This is a genomic window from Bradyrhizobium sp. B124 (genome assembly GCF_038967635.1).
In the GTDB taxonomy this organism is placed as follows: Bacteria; Pseudomonadota; Alphaproteobacteria; order Rhizobiales; family Xanthobacteraceae; genus Bradyrhizobium.
Window position 1 is genome coordinate 2,663,402 of record NZ_CP152413.1, and the last position, 20,267, is coordinate 2,683,668.

The window sequence follows — 20,267 nt, forward strand, 5'->3', positions numbered from 1 at the left end:
GGCTTGCCGCCGTGCCGATTCTGCTATGGTCCACACCAACGATCGGGCCCTGGCTCCGCAGATGTCTCAAGGAGAGAACGCCATGAATCCCCCCGTCAGCTCGCCCGCGATCAAGGTCGTGAAATCCGTTCGCGAGCAGGTGAGCGCCGAGGAGTGGCAGGCCCGTGTCGATCTCGCCGCCTGCTATCGGCTGACTGCGATGTACGGCATGACCGAGATGATCGCGAACCACATCTCCTGCCGCGTGCCCGGCACCACCGACCAGTTCCTGATCAATGCCTACGGCATGCTGTATGAGGAGATCGACGCCTCCAGCCTGATCAAGGTCGATGTCGAGGGCAACACGCTGCTCAACGCCACCGACTACGACGTCAACGTCGCGGGCTTCGTGATTCACAGCGCCATCCACATGGCCAAGCACGATATGGACTGCGTCGCGCACACCCACACCCCGGCCGGCATGGCGGTCTCCGCGATGGAATGCGGCCTGCTGCCGCTGGCGCAGACCTCGATGCGCTTCCTGCACATCGCCTATCACGACTTCGAAGGCATCGCCGACAATGTCGACGAGCGCGAACGGCTGGTCCGCGACCTCGGCGACCACGAGGCGATGATCCTGCGCAACCATGGCCTCCTGGTCGTCGGCCGCACCGTGCCCGCCGCCTTCAACGTGCTGTTCCGGCTCGAGCGCGCCTGCCAGACCCAGGTGACGGCGCTGTCCTGCAACACCAAGCTGATCTATCCGCCGCAAAACATCCTCGAAGACACCTATGAGCGGATGCTGCCCAAGCCCGGCCGCGCCGCGCGCAACGGCGAACTCGCCTGGCCGGCGCTGCTGCGCAAGCTCGATCGCGCCGATCCGTCGTACCGGGACTGAGACGAAATCGCGCCTTCGCATCAACTTTGGGCGTCGCTTGCCCGCTATTTGAGCGCACATTTTGCCGTGACATCGCCGATGCTAGCCGTCGGCGAGACGGCAGGTGCGTGCGATGAAAACCTTCATTCGCGTTGTTGAGCTCTGGGTGCCCGATCCAACACGGACGCGGCTGGAATTCGGCGGCAGCCTACACAGCTCCGAGTTCGCCGAGTTCAACGCGGTCAGCGAGAACGCGCTGTTCGCCTATGACGAGGGCCTGCCCGGCAAGGCCTGGGCGAGCGGCCATCCGGTCATCCTGACCGAATTCGCCAACTCCTATTTCAAGCGAACCGACGAGGCGCGCGAAGCCGGCCTGACCTGCGGCGTTGCGCTTCCGGTGTTCGCCGGCGAATTCCTGATGGCGGTAATGGTCCTGCTCTGCGGTGACGACAGGAAGCATGTCGGCGCGATCGAGCTTTGGCACAACGATCCCGAGAAATCCCACGAGATGGCGCTGGTCGACGGCTACTACGGCACCGCTGACATGTTCGAGTTCAACTCGCGCCACACCAAATTCCCGCGCGGCTTCGGCCTGCCCGGCCGGACCTGGAAGGCCGGCAGGCCGCTGATCATCAAAGACCTGCACAATTCCAAGGGATTCCTGCGCTGGGAGGACGCATCCGAGATCGGCATCAATTGCGGTGTCGGCATCCCCTACACGACTGGCGACCAGACCTGGGTGGTGACATTCCTGTCGGCCCAGGCGACACCGATCGCACGCCGGTTCGAGATCTGGGTGCCGAACGAAGAGCGGTCGGCACTGGTGTTTCACTCCGGCGACTGCAGCGAGCAGTCCGATCTCGCCACGCTCTATGCGGCCAAGACGATCGGTCGCGGCGAAGGCTCTATCGGCGGCGCATGGGCCACCGGCATGCCCACGCTCACCGAGCATCTGAAGCAGGATGAATCGATCGCGGCTACCCTGGCGCGTGGCTCCGGCATGAACCAGCTGGTCGCGCTGCCGGTGATCGAGAACGCCCGGCTCAAGGCGGTGCTGGCCTGGTATTTGTGATGGTCGTGTTTGCAATTGCCGGCTTCCCGACATTCGTCGTCCCGGCGAGAATGCGTGCGAGGCCGCCTGCGACTGTCATGCGGTCCGGAACCCTGGCTCCGCGATTTCCGGACGAAAGCCGAAATCCGTTCAATCGCAACTGCTTATGTGCTCGCGCAAGTTGCAGCCAAGGTTCGGCGCCTGCCCGGTGAGAGCCCTCCTCCCGCCTGTTCTGTCTGACGCGTGTCTTTCGATCAGCCCGTCGGAGCCATTTGGAGCAGGCGCTCACCACGCACAATGCTTCCATGGTCCTGCTCCACGCATCGCGGCGACACAAATTATTTGGTGCCGGTCGCCATCGACACCACGTGAGGACCTTGCGCTGGACGTGCTGCCGATGATCAACTCGCAGTTCGGAATGTTCCTGCGCCGTTGGGGGAAGCATGAAGTTCAAGATGATTGCGATCGCGGTTGGCCTCGGGCTCGCACTCGCCGCCTCGGCGGAGGCCCAGACACCGCGCAAGGGCGGGACCATTCGCATGACGGCGCCCTACGGCTCCAGCTTCACCAGCATGGACATCCACACGACACCGCGCGCCCAGGACGAGATCTACGCCAAGGCCCTGCACCGCTCGCTCTATATCTGGGACTCGACCGAGGGCAAGCCGGTGCTGGAGCTTGCCAATGAGGTTGTCGTCTCGGGCGGGGGCCTCATTCATACCTTCAAGCTGCGCGACGACGCGTATTTCCACAACGGCCACAGGATGACGGCCGATGACATCATCTGGTCCTACAATCGCATCATGGACGGCACCAAGGCCTATCCCGGCGCGCGCTTTGTCCGCATGATCGAGGGCGCGGCCGAGGTCGAGAAGGGCCAGGCCACGGAAATCTCCGGCCTGAAGAAGATCGACGACTTCACCCTCGAAATGAAGCTGACCGAGAAAGTCGATCCCGCCTTCTATTTCTTCACCGCGCTGACCTCGATCTATCCTGCCGATGAGGGCGGGAAGGAAAGCTTCCTCCAGAAGCCGATCGGTCTTGGTCCATTCAAATTCGTCGAGCACGTGCCGGGATCGCGCATCGTGCTAGAACGCTGGGACCGTTTCTACAAACCCGGCAAGCCGTATGCCGACAAGATCGTGGTATCGCTGATGGGCGAAGCCGCGGCACGCGATGTCGCCTTCCGCAACAAGGAGATCGACACCTCGGTGCTTGGGCCCGCACAGTATGTCGCCTATCAGGCCGATCCCAACCTCAAGGGCACCATCGTCGAGGTCGCCGAGGTCTTCACCCGCTACATGGGGATGAACCCCGCGTTCAAGCCGTTCTCCGACAAGCGGGTTCGGCAGGCCGTCAACTACGCGATCGATGCCGATCTGATCATCAGCAAACTGGTCAAGGGCAAAGCCTATCGCGCCACGAGCTGGCTGCCTTTGACCTCGCCGGCATACGACAAGGCGATGAAGCCCTACCCTTACGATCCAGCGAAGGCGAAGCAATTGCTTGCGGATGCGGGTTATCCTAACGGCTTTGAATTCGAATGGACCACCAGCCAGAACGAAAGCTGGGGCTTGCCGATCGTCGAAGCCGCGATACCGATGCTGGACAAGGTGGGCATCAAGGTCAAGGTCAAGCAGGTCGAGACCGCGGTGCTGGCGGAGGTCATCCGCAAGGGCGACTTCCAGGCGTTCATCTATTCCCAGGCGACCGGCCCGGATCCGCAGGCAGCGCTCAAATGCTTCCATTCGGCGACGCCGCAATCGGCCTGCAACTACACGACCTTCAAGAACGCGGAGTTCGACAAGATGATCGATGCAGCCGGCCAGACCGACGATGCCGAAAAGCGCGTCCAGCTGCTGCAGAAGGCCAATGCGCTGCTCCAGGAGGAAGCGCCGATCTGGTTCTTCAACTACAACAAGGCGGTCATGGCGGTGCAGCCCTGGCTCAAAGGAATCCAGCTGGACGCGACGGAACTGACCCATCAAAACGTCGAAGACCTTTGGGTCGACGACACCTCGCCGGCGAAGTGACAGGTCCCAATCGCTCTCCCTCCATCATGCGAAATGATGGAGGGGATGAGGAAAACGTCCAATGCTCTCCTTCGCGATCCGTCGAGTCCTGCAAACCATTCCGACCGTGCTGGCCGTCGTGCTGCTGATCTTTGTGCTGTTCAGCATCGTACCGGGCAGCATCGCGTCGAGCATGGGCGATGACGGCCGGGGTCCGACAGACCCGCAGGTCGTGGAACGCATGAAAAAGCAGCTCGGCCTCGACGATCCCGTTTACGTGCGGTTCGGCTCTTATGTCGCCAAGCTCACGACGGGAGATTTCGGGACCTCGTTCCGGACCCGCGAGCCGGTCACGACCATGGTCGCCAAACGGATGTGGCCAACGCTGCAGCTGATCTTCGCAGCCCTGGCGTTCGCGATTGCGGTCGGCGTTCCCCTCGGTTTCATCGCCGCGCTGAAGCCGGGCAGCATTGTCGACACGCTCTCGATGGTCCTGGCGGTGTCCGGCCTCTCGATGGCCAAGTTCTGGCTCGGGCTTTTGCTGATGTATCTGTTTGCATTGAAGCTCGGCTGGCTGCCGAGCTTTGGCTATGGCGATGGCAGCCTCAAATATCTGCTCCTGCCTGCCGTGACCCTCGGCGTCTCGCCGATGGCGCTGCTGGCGCGGACGACGCGGGCAGCGGTGCTCGAGATCATGACCGCGGATTTTGTCCGGACGGCGCGTTCGAAGGGCATGAGCGAGACCCGGGTCGTGACGTGGCACGTGATGCGCAATGCCCTCGTCATCATTCTCACGGCGATCGGCCTGCAATTCGGCGTCGTGATGGGCCAAGCGGTCGTCGTCGAGAAATTGTTCTCCTGGCCGGGCATCGGCTCGCTGCTGGTCGACAGCGTCCTGCAGCGCGACATCCCCGCCGTCCAGGGCACCATTCTCGTGGTGGTGCTGTTCTTCCTCGCCGTCAATACATTGGTTGACCTGCTCTACGGCGTGATCGATCCCAGGATCAGATACGCATGAGCGGCGGCCAGTCTCATCACGTCAGCGCACGATCGACCATGCAGCCTGCCACAGCGGAGCGGCCGCGATGAAGCTTGGAACCAGCGCGATCATCGGCGGCGTGCTATTCGCGCTTGCGATCTTCGTTGGCCTGTTCGCGCCCTGGCTGGCACATACCGACCCGGTCATGGGCGCCAACCTCATGAATGCCGAAGAACCGCCGAGCTGGATCTGGTGGTTCGGCACCGATGCGCAGGGTCGCGACATCTATTCCCGCGTCGTGCACGGCGCGCGCATCTCGCTGACGGTCGGCATCGTCTCGCAGCTCGTCAATAGTGTGATCGGCGTGACGCTGGGCCTGACCGCGGGCTATTGGGGCGGCTGGTGGGACGATGTCGTCAACGGGCTGACCAATTTGATGCTCGCGATCCCCTCGCTGATCTTCGCACTCGCCATCATGGCGGTGCTCGGCCCCGGCCTGACGAGCCTCCTGATCGCGCTCGGATTGACCAATTGGTCCTTCACCTGCCGGATCGCACGCGCCTCGACGCTGTCGCTCAAGAGCCAGGGCTATGTGCAGGCTGCGCGAGTGCTCGGCTATGGGGATTTGCGCATCATGATCACGCAGCTGCTGCCGAACATGGTCGGCCCCATCATTGTCATCGGCACGCTCGGCATGGGCGGGGCGGTACTGGCAGAGGCTTCGCTTTCATTCCTCGGCCTCGGCATCCGTCCGCCCTATCCGAGCTGGGGCAGCATGCTGTCGGAGGCGCGCGACCAGATCACCACGGCGCCATGGCTGTCGGTATTCCCCGGCCTCGCCATCTTCCTGACGGTACTGGGCCTCAATCTGCTCGGCGATGGCCTGCGTGACGTGCTGGATCCCCAGTCGCGGAGCCGGCGCGCATGACGGCCGCTCCGCTGATCGAAGTCGAGGACCTGCGCATCGATCTCGACAACGGCGCCAACCATGTTGCGGCGGTCGAGGGCGTTTCATTCCGCATCGATCGTGGCGAAACATTCGGCCTTGTCGGCGAGTCCGGCTGCGGCAAGAGCATCACCGCACTCGCCTTGATCGGCCTGCTGCGCCGGCCGCTCTCGGTCGCCGCCGGCGCGATACGGTTCGAGGGCCGCGAGATTCAGGGACTTTCCGCGGCCGAGCAGCGGGCGCTGCGCGGCAACCGCATCGCCATGATCTTCCAGGAGCCGATGACGGCGCTCAATCCGGTGTCACCCGTCGGCCGGCAGATCGCGGAGATGTTCGTGCTGCACAAGGGCAAGAGCTGGCGCGAGGCAAACCAGCTGGCTGTCGAGGCGCTGGCGAACGTGCGCGTCCCGGCACCGGAGCGGCGGGTGAAGGATTACCCGCACCAGCTTTCGGGCGGCATGCGCCAACGCGTGATGATCGCCATCGCGCTTGCATGCGATCCTGATCTTCTGATCGCCGACGAGCCGACCACCGCGCTCGACGTGACGGTGCAGGCGGAAATCATCGAGCTGATGCGTAATCTGTGCGCCGAGCGGGGCACGGCGATCCTGATGATTAGCCACGATCTGGGCCTGGTCGCCAACGTCTGCCGCCGCGTCGGCGTCATGTATGCCGGCCGCATTGTCGAGGAACGCGGCTCGGACGACATCTTCCGCGCCTGCGCGCATCCCTACACGCAAGGCCTGGTCGACTCGCTGCCGCGGCTAGGGAGTCGCGCAGCGCTCGGCCGGTCGCGGCTCAGGGAGATCGCCGGCGTCGTCCCGGCGATCGCGGACTTTCCGAGCGGCTGCCGCTTCAATCCGCGTTGCGCACAGGCGACCGAGATCTGCCGGACCACCGCACCGGAAACGACATGGCTCGGTGCAAGCGGCCTCGTCAGGTGCCACCACCATGCATGAGCCCGCGGCGAAGCCTGACGACGATGTCATCCTCAGCGTCGAGGATCTCGCGGTTCATTTCCCGCTCGGCGGCGGCTTGCTGGGCGGCGGCCAGCGGCTGCTGCGCGCAGTCGACGGCATCGATCTCGAACTGAAGCGCGGTGAGTGCCTCGGCCTCGTCGGCGAATCCGGCTGCGGCAAATCGACCGTCGCGCTTTCGCTGCTTGGGCTGCTGACGCCGACGCGCGGCAGGATCGTGCTCGACGGACACGTCGTGACGGGCCAGCGATCGATCGATCGAAAGCTGCTGGCTCGCACCGCCCAGATGGTGTTTCAGGATCCCTACGCCTCGCTCAATCCGCGTCAGACCGTTCGCCGCACGCTGGAAGACCCGCTGCGGCTGCACGGCGTGACCGCCCAAAGCGAGATCGACGGACGCATTGCCGCCATGCTCAAACATGTCGGCCTGCGGCCCGAGCAGGCCGGCCGCTACCCGCATGAATTCTCGGGTGGCCAGCGCCAGCGCATCGGCATCGCCCGCGCGTTGATCCTCAATCCCAAGATCGTCATCTGCGACGAACCGGTATCGGCGCTCGATGTCTCGATCCGGGCCCAGATCATCAATCTGCTGCTGGAGTTGAAGGAGACTCTCGGCCTCTCCTACATCATGATCAGCCACGACCTCGGCGTGGTCGAGCACATGAGCGACAGGGTCGCGGTGATGTATCTCGGCCGCATTGTGGAGACCGGCGGCTGGCGCGAGATCTTCGAACGGCCGGCGCACCCGTATACGCAGACCCTGATCGCCGCGATTCCCGATCCGCTACGCCGCGCACCGCTCGCGACGACAAGGGGCGAGCTTCCCAATCCGCTCAATCCGCCGGACGGATGTGCATTCAGTGCACGCTGTCGCTACGCCGAAGCGGTGTGCCAGCGCGAGCCCGGGCCTTCACTTCAAACGCGCGCCGACGGGCACGCGGTCCGGTGCTGGCGCACTGACGAGATTGCCGGTCAACCTCCAAGCTGAATGGTGCGTTCCAGCGCAGCGGCGAAGCCGTTGAGGGGGACATTGAAGACGACGGCCTGTCCGTTGCCGATGTTCTGCGCGACGACGGTGAGCATTTTGGCCTTGCTGATGGTGTCGGTCACAACCGTGGGAAAGGAAACCGGAAGCAAACAGCCTTGCGCGGTGCAGGTGGAGAATCGGGTCTGCTCCAGATCCTTGCCGTCGAGCTTGAGGACGGCCCCAGCGTCGAACTTCAGTCCGAACGGCATCAGGATGTTGCCTTCGGCCTTTCCGTCCCTCGGAATCAGTTCGATGGCGAAGATTTGCTGATTGGTCTCCTTGGAGGTCTGTGTCTGTCCCAAGGTGCAGAGCTTGGCACCGCCGTCGAGCAGGCATTTGACGATCCAGTCTCCGTAGGTCTCGCTGACCGCGGAAGCGCCCTTGGGAAGCTGGACGGGGCGCACCACGCCCTCCATCGCGGACGTCTGGCTCCTTGTGTCGATCGGAATAGCGACCGAGCCCCCGCTGGCATCCGATTTATCAGAGGTTCGAGCAGCCTGCGCCGAACCGATGCCGGCGATGACGACGAGAGCAGCGATCGCCCGAAGACGCCTGCCTGCTGTGTTGTCTCTCGCCATGCATGCGCTCCGCCTCTTTACGTCCCGAAACCGACCTGCCATTTCGTGGGCATATTTCCCACGTATGTGAGAAACGTGTACTTGGAAAGCCGCCGACATGCAAGAGATTATCGCCGCCGCCGTGATTGTTGCGATTGTTGCATTCTGCGGCGGGTATTTCTGGGCCGTTGCGCGTGAAGCCAGGATCGAGAACAAGCAACGGCGGAAATGACAGCGGTGCTCGACGCTCCGCACTGCGGTAAACTATCGCGACAGATCCGTCATTCCGGCGAAGCGAGAACCCGGAAATCGATTCATCCACAAAGCCAGCGGCCCGATGGATTCCGGGCTCGTGCTTCGCACGCCCCGGAATGACGAGGCCCACCCGTGTCATGGGTGGATTAACCACCCGCTACGCAGCTAACCCGCCCCACCCTTCCTCCCGTGATTTGCCCGAGGGCCGCGTTTTCAACTAAGGTCGCGGGATGGACATGCTCGTCAAGCTCTACGCCCTGCCCAATTCCCGGCCGGCCTATGATCGGTTGGTCAAGGCCGGAGTTGTCATGCGCCGGGCGCTCGCGCCCGAAAAGCACAAAGTGGTGGCCTGGGTGCGGGAAACGTTCAGCGAGGCGTGGGCCAGCGAAACCGAGGTCGCGTTCAGCCGCCAACCGGTCTCCTGCTTCATCGCGATCCAGCAAAAGAAGATCGTGGGATTCGCCTGCCACGACGCGTCCTGCCGCAACTTCTTCGGCCCGACCGGCGTCGCGCCGAAGGCGCAGCAGGGCGGCATCGGCAAGGCGCTGCTGTTCGCCTGTCTCGAGGACATGAAGCACCAGGGCTTCGGCTACGCCATCATCGGCGGCGTCGGGCCGGCAGAATTCTATTCGAAGGCCGTCGGCGCGGCGGCCATCGAAGGCTCTACGCCGGGGATTTATCGTGGACTGCTGTAGCCCGCCGCAGTATCGCGCCGGTTCGTAGAAATGGATGGGCGCGCCTGGCGGTCGCTGCAGTCTTGCGCACCTAGCAGTGCGCGTCGGAACATGGCACACTTGCGATGGGTCGCAGCTTTCGTGAGGTCTCCGACAGCCTGACGGGGCATACCGTTTTGTCGCGCAGCGAGACAGACTGACAATCCTTCTGTTCAAGAAGGTCGGATAACCCAAAGATGGGCGGCGGGTTGAAGATCACGACCGGCATCATCGCCGCGGTGCTGGTCACTGCGGCGGTAGCTCAGGCACGCAGTGTGCTCGCTCCGCTCGCGGCCGCCCTGTTCATCATTGCGATCGTCTGGCCCATTCAGGAACGGCTTCAGTCGTGGCTGCCGAAACTCCTCGCGCTCGCCATCACGGTCGTTGTGACGACCGCGACCTGCGCCGCGTTTGCCTCACTGGCGGCGTGGGGATTCGGCCGCGTCGGGCGCTACCTGATCGCGGATGCGGCGCGGTATCAGGCCTTCTACGACGCCGCGGTGATCTGGCTGGATGGCCATGGCGTCTCCTTCGCCGGCCTTTGGGCGGAGCATTTCAATGTCGGCTGGCTGCTGCGCACCACGCAATACGTCACGGGCCGCATCAACACCACGTTGAGTTTCTGGCTCATCGCGCTGGTCTATGTTGTGCTCGGGCTTCTCGAGGTCGAAGACGCGGGTCGAAGAATCCGGCGGCTGGAGAACCGCACGGCTGCGCGCGTGCTGCTCAAGGGCAGCGAGGCGACGGCCGCCAAGTTCCGGAAATATATGTTGGTGCGGACGCAGATGAGCGCGGTCACGGGTCTCTTGGTCGGCCTGTTCGCTGCCGTGACCGGACTGCCTTTCGCATTCGAATGGGGCGTGATCGCATTTGTCCTCAACTACATTCCTTTCATCGGCCCTTTCATCGCGACCCTGTTCCCCACCCTGCTGGCCATGACGCAGTTCGAGAGTTGGCCCGCGGTGTTTGGTGTCTTCGCCTGCCTCAACGTCATCCAGTTCGTGGTCGGCAGCTATATCGAACCGCGGGTCGCCGGCTCGACGTTGTCGATCTCGCCGTTCCTGGTGCTGTTTGCGATCTTCTTCTGGAGCTCGCTTTGGGGCCTGTTCGGGACTTTCATCGGCGTGCCGATCACGCTCGCTATTCTGACCTTCTGCGCCGAGAGCCCATCGGCCGCTTGGATCGCCGATCTGTTCGGCGGATCGCATGAAGATAAGCCGGGAACATCCTAGCTCTTGGCAATTTCCACCCGCTCGGGCTCCGCGAGGCAGAGCCTCCCGTCCGGCCCGACCGTCATTCTATGGATGTACAAGTAGGTGACTGCATCATCGGCGCCCATCACCGGCGACGGGGCCGAGACGATCTTCGACGCGCCACATGTACCGATCCAATCGATATGACGGTGACCGTGCATCACGACCGAACGATCGGAAAACTTTTGCAACCTGCGCACAAACCAGCTGCCGTTGATCAAGGCCGTCCCGATGCGCTCGGCGAAGGTCTTCACCGGCATGGGATATTCCATCAAGTGATGATGTAGCGCGATGGTCCAGTACGCCGTCGGAAAATGACGGATCGCAGCCTCCAATCGCCGCGTTTGCGCTTCCGAAACCAATCCGAGCGCGTTGGTGAAGGAGAAGTGAGTTTCGGCATTGGAGTTGAGAATAGCGATCCCTAGGCCGCCGTCCTGGTCCGGCGGCAGGATCATTGGAAACTGATCATCGAACAAGCCGCGGAGCGCAGCTGCGCGGCGCACGCCGCCGTGCTGCGCGAATTGCGTTATCCGATCATGATACGGCGCCAGCGCCTGGTTCAGCGTCACCGATGGTTTGCCGGAACCGTCGATGACGCGGACGCGATCGCCCTGGACAGCCGCGATCGCCGACAGGGTACGCATCTGCCGTAGCCGCTTGCCTGGGCTGAACGGCAGGTCGAGGCGGGCGGGATTGGCGCGGTCCACGACGTTAACGTCATGATTTCCCGGAAGCATGACGACGCGTGCGGCGAGTTCGGGATGACTTGCCAATGCATCAAGAAATTCAGCCCATTCGCCGGGCCGGCCGGCATCCGTCATGTCGCCGCTGATCAGCACGTGGTCGAGCGGATCAACAGCGTGAATTTCGGCAAGCTTCGACAGCACGCGATTGAAGCGTTCGTTTCCCTGCGGACCAGCCGTCCCGCTTTCGATGCGGAAGCCGTATCGCTCGCCGACCACGTGGAGATCGGACAGATGTGCAAGGCGCCAGAAGCGGCCTCCGGGTGGCGTCGCGTCGAACGCGGCAAGATCAGCCGGTTGGTCCATGCTGGCGTCGGCCACGCTCCAGGCCAGTGATGCGACCGCAAGATAGCAGGACACCAGCACCACAGCGTTAGCGAACGTCGGCGTCACAAGACGATGGATCAGAACTAGATCGTTGATGGTCGCAGTCCATTGCGAAGCAGGCCAAGCCAGGGCCGCGACCAATGCCGCACCTGCAGCGAGCAGTATGCCAGCACCGACAGAGCAGCCGCGACGCAGCCTCATGCGAGAGGCGGGAGTTGCGCCGGTGCGCCAGAGCAGCTCCGCCAGATGGCCCAGCGCCTCGCGCGCGAACGCGTAGCTCGGTTGGACCGCGAGCGCGTTGAGTGACCAAAAGCTGGTTTCCGCGATTTGAACCAGCGGTCGCCCGCCGAGCCATCCTAACGCCGCGATCGCAACCAGCGCCAGCACGGCGCCCACTTCGGACAGTGCAAGAACGTGTTGCGAAAGGCTCGAAATCCAGACGGACGCGACCAGCGGCGCAAGGCCGAGCAGCACGCCCGGAAGCAGGATCGAAATCGTCCAGGCAAATAGCAGTTTCGCCGGGCTTATCTCGACGAGAAGGCTGCCCACGATCGCGAACAACGACCGCTGCTCGGGGCTGGCGGCATTGTCCTCAAAGTCGCCGTGGCGGGGGTCCAGCAGCACGCCGACGTCCCTCCATTGGGTTTCGCTTCGCTCCACCTATTCTACACGGCTAGCGCAACTTCCCGAAAAACTCGCGCACCTCGCCGACGAACAGGTCGGGCTGCTCGAACGCCGAGAAATGTCCGCCCTTCGGCATCTCGCGCCAGTGCTGGATGTTGGTGAAATTCGTCTCCATCCATTTGCGGACCGGCGTGACGATCTCCTTGGGGAACACGGCAACACCGGTCGGCACGCTCACCTTGTGCGGGGTTCGCTTGCCGGGCCCAAAGCTTTCCCAATAGAGCCGCGCCGACGATGCGGCCGTCTCGGTCACCCAGTACAGCATGACATTGTCGAGCAGTTCGTCGCGGCTGAGGATGTTTTCCGGATGCCCGTCGCAGTCGGTCCAGGCCCAGAACTTTTCCAGGATCCAGGCCGCCTGCCCGCTCGGCGAATCCGTCAGCGCGTAACCAAGCGTCTGCGGCCGAGTGGACTGTTGCTTGGAATAGCCGGAATCCCAGTCGGCATAGTATTTGATGCCGTTGAGCGCGCGGGTCTCCTCTGGCGTCGGCTGGCCCTCGACATTGGGCCGGGTCGACATCGCAAGCGTGATGTGGATGCCGGCGCAGTGCGCCGCGTCCTGCCCGCCGATCGCGGTCGTGACCGCGGAGCCCCAGTCGCCGCCTTGCGCGAAATACCTGGCGTAGCCCAGCCGCTCCATCAGGACGGCCCAGGCCTTGGCGATGCGGTCGACGCCCCAGCCTGTTGCGCCCGGCTTGGCCGAGAAGCCGAAGCCCGGCAAGGACGGGCACACCACATGGAAGGCATCGGCCGCGCTGCCGCCATGCGCCGTCGGATCGGTCAGCGGTTCGATCACCTTGTGGAATTCGACCACCGATCCCGGCCAGCCATGGGTGATGATCAGCGGCCGCGCCTCCGGGTGCTTTGAGCGGACATGGACGAAGTGGATGTCGAGCCCGTCGATCTCGGTGGTGAACTGGCTGAATCGATTGAGCTGCGCCTCGCGCTGCCGCCAATCATAGGCCTCGGCCCAATAGTGGCAGACGTCCTTGATCCATTGCAGCGGCGCGCCCTGGCTCCAGTCGTCGACCAGTTCGGCCTCGGGCCAGCGGGTCCGGCGCAGCCGGATGCGGAGATCCTCGAGGACATCGTCGCTGACGGCGATGCGAAACGGACTGATGGCGGTATTCATGGCGTCTCCCCGGGGCTCGAAATCTGCCTGGGGAACATAGGGTCGGACCGTCAGCCGATCAAACCGTCAGGCGACGCTATTTGCCAAGCGCCGTCTCCAACAAAGCCTGTGCCTGCTTGGTGGCTTCAGCGAATGCCGGCTGTTCCGGGGCGTGCTGAACGAAACAGCGCTTGAATGCATCCTCGCCCTGCTGGCGCAGGTCGCCGAGCTTGTCATAAGCCTTCTTGTCGATCCGCTTCTGACGTAGCTTCTCGTCCGCTTCATTCGCCCGCTTGTTGTAGTCGGTGCGGATCGCGGCGCAGGCCGGCACCTGCACGGTCGGCTCGATCTCGCCATAGGCGATGTAGAACTTGCCGTTGACGAGTGCCGCGACAAATACTTCGTCCGCGGCCTCAGGGGTCGAGTCCTGGGTGCGGCCGGCCAGGAAACCGTAAGTCAGGGTGGCCGACGCCGGTTTGACGACCGGCAGCTCGTTGAAGTTGATCACGGCGGCGTCGGTCGAGATCGCCTGCGTGTAGAGGCCCTCGAACTTCAGGGCCGGTTCGATCTGCTGCGGCACATTCTTGCTGCCCTTGTCCCACCAGGTCTTGTGCTCGTGCAGCCAGCGCGTGAACAGGGCTTCGGAGGTGACGATGATATGGGCCTTCGGTTCGACGAAGGTGCCGTCGGCGCGCTTCTCGCCGATCTTGCCGCCGTCCCTGCCGGTGTCGGCATCGAAGCGCAGGCCGTCCAGCATGCCGAACCCCATATCGCCTTTATATAGAGTGTCGAGGTTGAGCTGGGCGGAGGCAAAGCCAGGCCGGGCGGGCTGGGACAGGATTGCGATCAGCTGCCCTTTCAGTTCGTCGCGCGCGGCCGCTTCTGCCTTGTCGACAGCCTCGTCGATCTTGCCGTCCTTCTCCTGCTTGGCGAACTTGGCGATCGCAGCGTCGCGCGCGGCGATGTAGCGGTCCTCCGGCGACGCGGCGCGGGCCGGCGAAAGGACCAGGATCGGGGATAGGACGAGGGCAAGGCGGAAAATAAAATGCATGCCCTGTGGTCGCCCGCAGGGCATGCAAGGTTCAAGGTCACGGGTACTACCAGCATATCCGTCGTCGGCAGGCCCTCTGCCGACGCCGGATCTCGTCAGGGCCGGCCAGTCGTGCCGCCCTTGTCAAGGCTGCCGCGGTCAGGCTGCCCTTGATCAGGCTGCCTTGGATTTCGCCACGTGGGTGGCAATCGCGTCCATCAACGCCGGCGACAGACAGTCATAGGGCTCGAGCCCAAGCTCCTTCAGCCGCGACCTGATCCCAGCCATATCGGCCGGCTTGACGCCGGACTCGATCACCGACGACACGAAGGCCGCAAATCCCGGAGCCGCCGAGCCGGACTCCTGGAACAGCTCGGGATGGATGAAGTCGAGGCCATAGAACGGATGACCCTTGTTCTCGATCCGGCCGTACATGTGGGTGCCGCATCCGGTGCAGGCATGGCGCTGGATCACCGCCGCGGCGTCGATGATCTTCAACTTGTCGCCGTTCTCCAGCACGGTGACGTTCTCGCGCGGGACGACCGCAACCACCGAGAAGGTGGCACCGGAAGGCTTCCAGCATTTGGTGCAGCCGCAGGCGTGGTTGTGGGCGACGTCGCCCTTGACCCCGACCTTGACCTTCTTGTCCGCGCATTTGCAGACCAGCGTACCCCCGGCAAAACTGCCGGAGCCTTGCTTGACGCCATTGTCGACTGACGGGTGGATATGAACAGTCATTGACCTATCCTCCTAGTGCTTGGTGTTTTGATTTTAGAACACGACGACCGAACGGATCGATTTGCCCTCGTGCATCAGGTCGAAGCCCTTGTTGATCTCGTCGAGCTTCAGCACGTGGGTGATCATCGGATCGATCTGGATCTTTCCGTTCATGTACCAGTCGACGATCTTTGGCACGTCGGTGCGGCCGCGCGCGCCGCCGAACGCGGTGCCCTTCCAGACACGTCCGGTGACGAGCTGGAACGGCCGGGTCGCGATCTCCTTGCCGGATTCCGCGACGCCGATCACGACCGACACGCCCCAGCCGCGGTGGCAGGCTTCCAGCGCCTGGCGCATCACGTTGGTGTTGCCGGTGCAGTCGAAGGTGTAGTCGGCGCCGCCGTCGGTCAGGCCAACCAAGTGTTGCACGATATCGCCGCTCACCTTGGTCGGGTTGACGAAATGCGTCATGCCGAACTGACGGCCCCAATTGTCCTTGGAGTCGTTGATGTCGACGCCGATGATCTTGTCGGCGCCCACCATCTTGGCGCCCTGGATCACGTTGAGGCCGATGCCGCCGAGGCCGAACACGACGACGTTGGAGCCCGGCGTCACCTTGGCGGTGTTGACGACGGCACCGACGCCGGTGGTGACGCCGCAGCCGATGTAGCAGCTCTTGTCGAACGGCGCGTCTTCGCGGATCTTCGCCACCGCGATCTCGGGCAGCACGGTGAAGTTCGAGAAGGTCGAGCAGCCCATATAGTGGAAGACCGTCTTGCCCTTGTAGCTGAAGCGCGAGGTGCCGTCCGGCATCACGCCCTTGCCCTGCGTGGCGCGGATCGCGGTGCAGAGATTGGTCTTCTGGCTGAGGCAACTTTTGCACTGGCGGCATTCGGGCGTGTAGAGCGGGATCACGTGATCGCCAGGCTTCACCGACGTCACGCCGGCGCCGACCTCGCGAACGATGCCGGCGCCTTCGTGCCCGAGGACCGAGGGAAAGATGCCTTCGCTGTCGAAGCCGTCGAGCGTGTAGGCATCGGTGTGGCAGATGCCCGTCGCCTTGATCTCGACAAGGACCTCGCCGGCCTTGGGGCCTTCCAGGTCGAGCTCGACGATCTCAAGCGGCTTCTTGGCTTCGAATGCGACTGCGGCGCGGGTCTTCATCTTGGTCTCCACAAAACATCAAACAGGTTGTCATTCGCGCCGGTCACGCTCAGTTCTTGTTGCCCATGCAGGCGTCTTCCGCCTTTCCATAGGCATCCGACTTGTCTTCGTGCTTGGCCGGCCGAACGCGCCCAACCGCATCATTGGCGCGGGCGCGCAGGTACACATAGAGGTCGTCCATGTAGCAGGCAACGTTCGGATTATCGCCGAATGCCGGCATGACGTTTTCCTGCGACGTCGACACGTTCTTGCGCCCGCTCGCGACCACGCCCATGAAGTCGGGATAGCTCATGGTCTTCAGCGAATCCTTCAAAGCCGGCGCGTAAGTCGAGCCCATGCCGTCGGGTCCGTGGCAGACGTGGCACTCCGAATGATAGCGGCGGTAGCCCGAGTAGGTGTACCAGTCCACCGTACCGTCGGACGCGACCTTGAACGTCGGGTTTCCATCCTTGTCGAGATACTTGCCGTCCTCGGACTTGACAGCGGCCGGGTCACCTACGTCCTCGGCGGAGGCAACTCCTCCCATTGCCACGACGAAGATCGCGGCAGTCACAAACCAGATCTTACGCAAAAGCATATCCTCGCGTGCGGATTGAAGACGGACCGGCGCATGGAGATCGCTCCATGCGCCGGAACGAGGGCTGCTCAACTCACTGCGGCAGCGCGAACACGGTGAGCGTTCCGCCGAGCGCGGTGTAGTTGCTCAGCGCTGCGTAGCCGCCGACTGCACCGAGACCGGCCGTCGGATCGGTCAGACCGGCCGCGAGGCCGATGCCTGCCCAACCGCCAACACCCGACAGCACGGCGACGTACTGCCTGCCGCCGTTCTCATAGGTGGTGACGTTGCCGATGATGCCGGACGGAGTCTTGAACTTGTAGAGCTCCTTGCCCGTCTTGGCGTCGACTGCCTTCAGGTAGCCTTCCAGCGTGCCGTAGAACACCACGCCGCCGGCGGTCGCGAGTGCACCCGACCAGACCGAGAACTGCTCCTTGTTCGACCACACGATCTTGCCGGTCTTGCCGTCCCAGGCGATGAAGTTGCCCATGTTGGTCTCACCGGGAGGCGGATACATCGACAGCGTCGCGCCGACATAGGGCTGACCTGCGGTGTAGCTCACCTTGAACGGCTCGTAGTCCATGCAGACGTGGTTGGTCGGCACGTAGAACAGCTGCGTATCCGGCGAGTAGGCCGCCGGCTGCTCGTCCTTCGAACCCAGCGCCGCCGGGCAGATGCCCTTGACGTTGTGGTCTTCGCCGGCCTTGTCGGTCGACGCTGAGTCAAGAACCTTCGGACGACCATAGGTCGGCGAGCTCTTGTTCATGTCGACGCCGGAGGTCCAGTTCACCTTCGGATCATACTTCTCGGCGACCAGCAGTTCACCGGTGACGCGATCGAGCGTGTAGCCGAGGCCGTTACGATCGAAGTGCGTCAGCAGCTTCCGCGCCTTGCCGTCGATGCTCTGATCCGAGAGGATCATCTCGTTGACGCCGTCATAGTCCCATTCGTCATGGGGCGTCATCTGATAGACCCACTTGGCAACGCCGGTATCCGGGTTACGCGCCCAGATCGTCATCGACCACTTGTTGTCGCCGGGACGCTGCTTCGGATTCCAGGTCGAGGGGTTGCCCGATCCGTAATAGACGAGGTTGAGTTCGGGATCGTAGGAGATCCAGCCCCAAGTCGCGCCGCCGCCGATCTTCCACTGATCGCCTTGCCACGTCTTCAGGCTCGAGTCCTTGCCGATCGGCTTGCCAAGCTCGGTGGTCTTGTCGTCGACCAGGATCTGGTCATCCGGACCTTCCGAGAAGCCACGCCAGACCAGCTTGCCGGTCTTGAGGTCGTAGGCCGTCATGTGGGCCTGAACGCCGAACTCGCCGCCGGAGATGCCGACCAGGACCTTGTCCTTGACGACCATCGGCGCCGACGTACCGGTCGATCCCTTGCTCGGATCGCCGTTCTTGACGCTCCACTCCACCTTGCCGGTCTTCGCATCGAGCGCGACCAGCGTAGTGTCGGCCTGATGCAGGATGATCTTGCCGTCGCCATAGGCGACGCCGCGATTGACCGTGTCGCAGCACATCACCGGAATGACGTTCGGATCCTGCTTCGGCTCGTACTTCCAGACGATCTGATTGTCCTTGGAAAGGTCAATAGCGTAGACCTTGTTCGGGAACGGCGTATGCACGTACATCATGTTGCCGATGATCAGCGGGCCGCCTTCGTGACCGCGCAGCACGCCGGTCGAAAACGTCCACGCTACCTGCAACTTTCCGACGTTCTGGGCGTTGATCTGATTCAGCTTCGAATAGCGCTGATTGGTGTAATCGCCGGTCGGCATCACCCAGTCTTTCGGGTTCTGCGTCATCTTGTGGAGTTCGTCATTGGCGTTGGCAGCTCCGGCGGCGAACACCGCCATTGCCCCAAGGCTGGTCGCGTAAAGCAACTTGCGCATCGTGGATTTCCTCCCAGGTTCATGAGCTCAAGGGTTTCCGCCGAAACGGCCCCACTTCTTCCATTTTGGTACCTCACTGGTAGTCCCATCGAACCGCGCTGACTTGCCCAGCAGCGAAGCGCCGTTTGCTCAGAAGCGAAGCATTGTCAGATTTTTGCGGTCGGACCGCGAATTGGCAGGTAAGGCTGCTTCATGTTGCAGGGCATCAAACGTCTTCAGTGCTGTTCCTGCGTCGGAGTAGAACCGGCCCAAGGTTGCGCTTGACGCGCCCAGAACTAAGTCCGAGGATCACCCGACATTATCCGGGAAGAAGTCCCGCCGCCTCCCTAAGCTGTTCAGAATCAGGGAGAAGGCGCATCATCCCGGGCCAGATTTCAGCTCGGTGAGCAGTCACGTTGGGGATCGAATCGGTGGCTGGAAAGATGTCCGATACAGTCCATTCACTCAGCACGAACGGATTGACGCCCAAGCGGCAAATCCAGCGCTGGTCGGATGCGCTCACTGACCTTTGCGGTCAGTTCGACGTCGATGCGCTGGAAGGATCCTCGCTCGAGGGCCGGATCAATTTCACGACGGTATCGCGATTGAAGCTGTGCCAGATCGAGGCAAGCCAGCATCGCATCGCCCATACCGTCTCGCGAATCAGGCTGAGCGAGCATCCCTACATCAAGATCGTTTTCCAGACGCACGGCGTCTCGCATTTCGAGCAGGACGGCCTGCACTTCGACATCATGCCGGGCGACTGCTTCGCCTACGACGTGTCGTGTCCGCATACAATCATCAGCCCGTCCCTGACGCGTCACGAGGTTGTCATCGTTCCGAAGGACCTGCTCAAGGAGCGCGGCTTCCAGCTCTCCAAGATGGCGCCGTGCAAGCTCTCGGCGCGCAACGGCACCGGCCGCATCGCCTATGATTTCGTGCATGCCGCGTTCGGCGAAGCGCCGACGCTGACCCCGGTCAACGCCGTCGGCGTGGCCGATGCGCTAATCGACCTGCTGCTGCTGCCGCTGCGCGAGACCGGCGCGATGTTCGACCGCGGCAGCGCCGAGGCGACCTACGTGCGGGCCCAGGGCTTCATCCGCGAGCATCTGCGCGATCCCGATCTCTGCATCGACCGCATTTCCGCGGCGCTCGGCTGCTCGAAGCGCTATCTGCACATGCTGTTCAGCGATCGCGGCATGACGGTCAGCGACTACATCTGGAAGGCCCGGCTGCAAAATTGCCGGCAGGAGCTGGAATCCCAGAACGGTAAGACCATCACGGACGTCGCGTTCTCCTGGGGCTTCTCGAGCTCATCGCATTTCAGCCGCGTATTCCGGAAGTATTTTGGCATCGCCCCCTCCTCCGTGCACAAGGGTCTGCACGGCGGCATGCCGGTCGATGTGGTACTGGAATAGCGATTCGCCTGGCGT

Annotated in this window: 18 protein-coding genes; 10 read left to right on the plus strand and 8 right to left on the minus strand. The window is 63.0% G+C overall.

Annotated elements, in window-relative coordinates; all coding sequences use genetic code 11:
* Positions 1-82: 82 nt before the first annotated feature.
* The 7 genes from AAFG13_RS12925 to AAFG13_RS12955 all read left to right on the plus strand — a co-directional run bounded on the left by AAFG13_RS12925 (position 83) and on the right by AAFG13_RS12955 (position 7,809).
* Entirely contained in the window at positions 83-877 is a 795-nt protein-coding gene (locus tag AAFG13_RS12925) for a class II aldolase/adducin family protein (protein ID WP_342712230.1), read from the plus strand.
* Between the two features lie 112 nt (positions 878-989).
* Positions 990-1,928: a GAF domain-containing protein gene (locus AAFG13_RS12930; RefSeq protein ID WP_342712231.1), complete on the plus strand. Its 939-nt coding sequence runs from the start codon at positions 990-992 to the stop codon at positions 1,926-1,928.
* Between the two features lie 422 nt (positions 1,929-2,350).
* Positions 2,351-3,940 (plus strand): ABC transporter substrate-binding protein, encoded by a 1,590-nt coding sequence (locus tag AAFG13_RS12935; protein WP_342712232.1) that lies wholly within the window; start codon positions 2,351-2,353, stop codon positions 3,938-3,940.
* Between the two features lie 61 nt (positions 3,941-4,001).
* Positions 4,002-4,937 (plus strand): ABC transporter permease, encoded by a 936-nt coding sequence (locus tag AAFG13_RS12940; protein WP_212310285.1) that lies wholly within the window; start codon positions 4,002-4,004, stop codon positions 4,935-4,937.
* Positions 4,938-5,004: 67 nt separating this feature from the next.
* Positions 5,005-5,826: an ABC transporter permease gene (locus tag AAFG13_RS12945; RefSeq protein ID WP_229163981.1), complete on the plus strand. Its 822-nt coding sequence runs from the start codon at positions 5,005-5,007 to the stop codon at positions 5,824-5,826.
* Positions 5,823-6,803 carry an ABC transporter ATP-binding protein gene (locus AAFG13_RS12950; protein WP_342712233.1) on the plus strand — a complete coding sequence of 327 codons (981 nt, stop codon included), beginning with the start codon at positions 5,823-5,825 and terminating at the stop codon, positions 6,801-6,803. Before AAFG13_RS12945 ends, AAFG13_RS12950 begins: the two co-directional genes overlap by 4 nt.
* Complete coding sequence (locus AAFG13_RS12955) at positions 6,796-7,809, plus strand: oligopeptide/dipeptide ABC transporter ATP-binding protein (protein ID WP_342712234.1); 1,014 nt, start codon at positions 6,796-6,798, stop codon at positions 7,807-7,809. Before AAFG13_RS12950 ends, AAFG13_RS12955 begins: the two co-directional genes overlap by 8 nt.
* On the opposite strand, the gene AAFG13_RS12960 is transcribed toward AAFG13_RS12955, so the two are convergent.
* Entirely contained in the window at positions 7,794-8,468 is a 675-nt protein-coding gene (locus tag AAFG13_RS12960) for an invasion associated locus B family protein (RefSeq protein WP_342712235.1), read from the minus strand. The genes AAFG13_RS12955 and AAFG13_RS12960 overlap by 16 nt on opposite strands.
* A 422-nt stretch (positions 8,469-8,890) precedes the next feature.
* Between AAFG13_RS12960 and AAFG13_RS12965 the strand changes: the two genes are divergently transcribed.
* Together AAFG13_RS12965 and AAFG13_RS12970 are read left to right on the plus strand one after the other, a co-directional pair.
* A complete protein-coding gene (locus AAFG13_RS12965; RefSeq protein ID WP_342712236.1) occupies positions 8,891-9,355 on the plus strand; it encodes a GNAT family N-acetyltransferase in 465 nt (154 codons plus the stop codon).
* Between the two features lie 215 nt (positions 9,356-9,570).
* Positions 9,571-10,605, plus strand: a complete 1,035-nt coding sequence (locus AAFG13_RS12970) for an AI-2E family transporter (RefSeq protein WP_342712237.1) — start codon at positions 9,571-9,573, stop codon at positions 10,603-10,605.
* Here AAFG13_RS12970 and AAFG13_RS12975 read toward each other — a convergent pair.
* The 7 genes from AAFG13_RS12975 to xoxF5 all read right to left on the minus strand — a co-directional run bounded on the left by AAFG13_RS12975 (position 10,602) and on the right by xoxF5 (position 18,855).
* Positions 10,602-12,320, minus strand: coding sequence for a metallophosphoesterase (locus AAFG13_RS12975; protein ID WP_342712238.1), 1,719 nt, complete (start codon positions 12,318-12,320; stop codon positions 10,602-10,604). The two genes, AAFG13_RS12970 and AAFG13_RS12975, sit on opposite strands and share 4 nt — an antisense overlap.
* A gap of 49 nt (positions 12,321-12,369) precedes the next feature.
* On the minus strand, positions 12,370-13,512 hold the full coding sequence (locus AAFG13_RS12980) for an epoxide hydrolase family protein (RefSeq protein ID WP_212310293.1): 1,143 nt from the start codon (positions 13,510-13,512) through the stop codon (positions 12,370-12,372).
* 76 nt (positions 13,513-13,588) lie between these two features.
* A complete protein-coding gene (locus tag AAFG13_RS12985) occupies positions 13,589-14,542 on the minus strand; it encodes a hypothetical protein (protein ID WP_342712239.1) in 954 nt (317 codons plus the stop codon).
* 153 nt (positions 14,543-14,695) lie between these two features.
* A complete protein-coding gene (gfa, locus tag AAFG13_RS12990) occupies positions 14,696-15,259 on the minus strand; it encodes an S-(hydroxymethyl)glutathione synthase (RefSeq protein ID WP_092115643.1) in 564 nt (187 codons plus the stop codon).
* A gap of 33 nt (positions 15,260-15,292) precedes the next feature.
* Positions 15,293-16,402 carry an S-(hydroxymethyl)glutathione dehydrogenase/class III alcohol dehydrogenase gene (locus tag AAFG13_RS12995; protein WP_050405342.1) on the minus strand — a complete coding sequence of 370 codons (1,110 nt, stop codon included), beginning with the start codon at positions 16,400-16,402 and terminating at the stop codon, positions 15,293-15,295.
* 49 nt (positions 16,403-16,451) lie between these two features.
* On the minus strand, positions 16,452-16,928 hold the full coding sequence (locus AAFG13_RS13000; RefSeq protein WP_212310769.1) for a c-type cytochrome, methanol metabolism-related: 477 nt from the start codon (positions 16,926-16,928) through the stop codon (positions 16,452-16,454).
* Between the two features lie 124 nt (positions 16,929-17,052).
* Positions 17,053-18,855 carry a lanthanide-dependent methanol dehydrogenase XoxF5 gene (gene xoxF5, locus AAFG13_RS13005; RefSeq protein WP_212310296.1) on the minus strand — a complete coding sequence of 601 codons (1,803 nt, stop codon included), beginning with the start codon at positions 18,853-18,855 and terminating at the stop codon, positions 17,053-17,055.
* Positions 18,856-19,277: 422 nt separating this feature from the next.
* On the opposite strand from xoxF5, the gene AAFG13_RS13010 reads away from it, so the two are divergent.
* Entirely contained in the window at positions 19,278-20,252 is a 975-nt protein-coding gene (locus AAFG13_RS13010; protein ID WP_092125863.1) for a helix-turn-helix domain-containing protein, read from the plus strand.
* Positions 20,253-20,267: the final 15 nt, after the last annotated feature.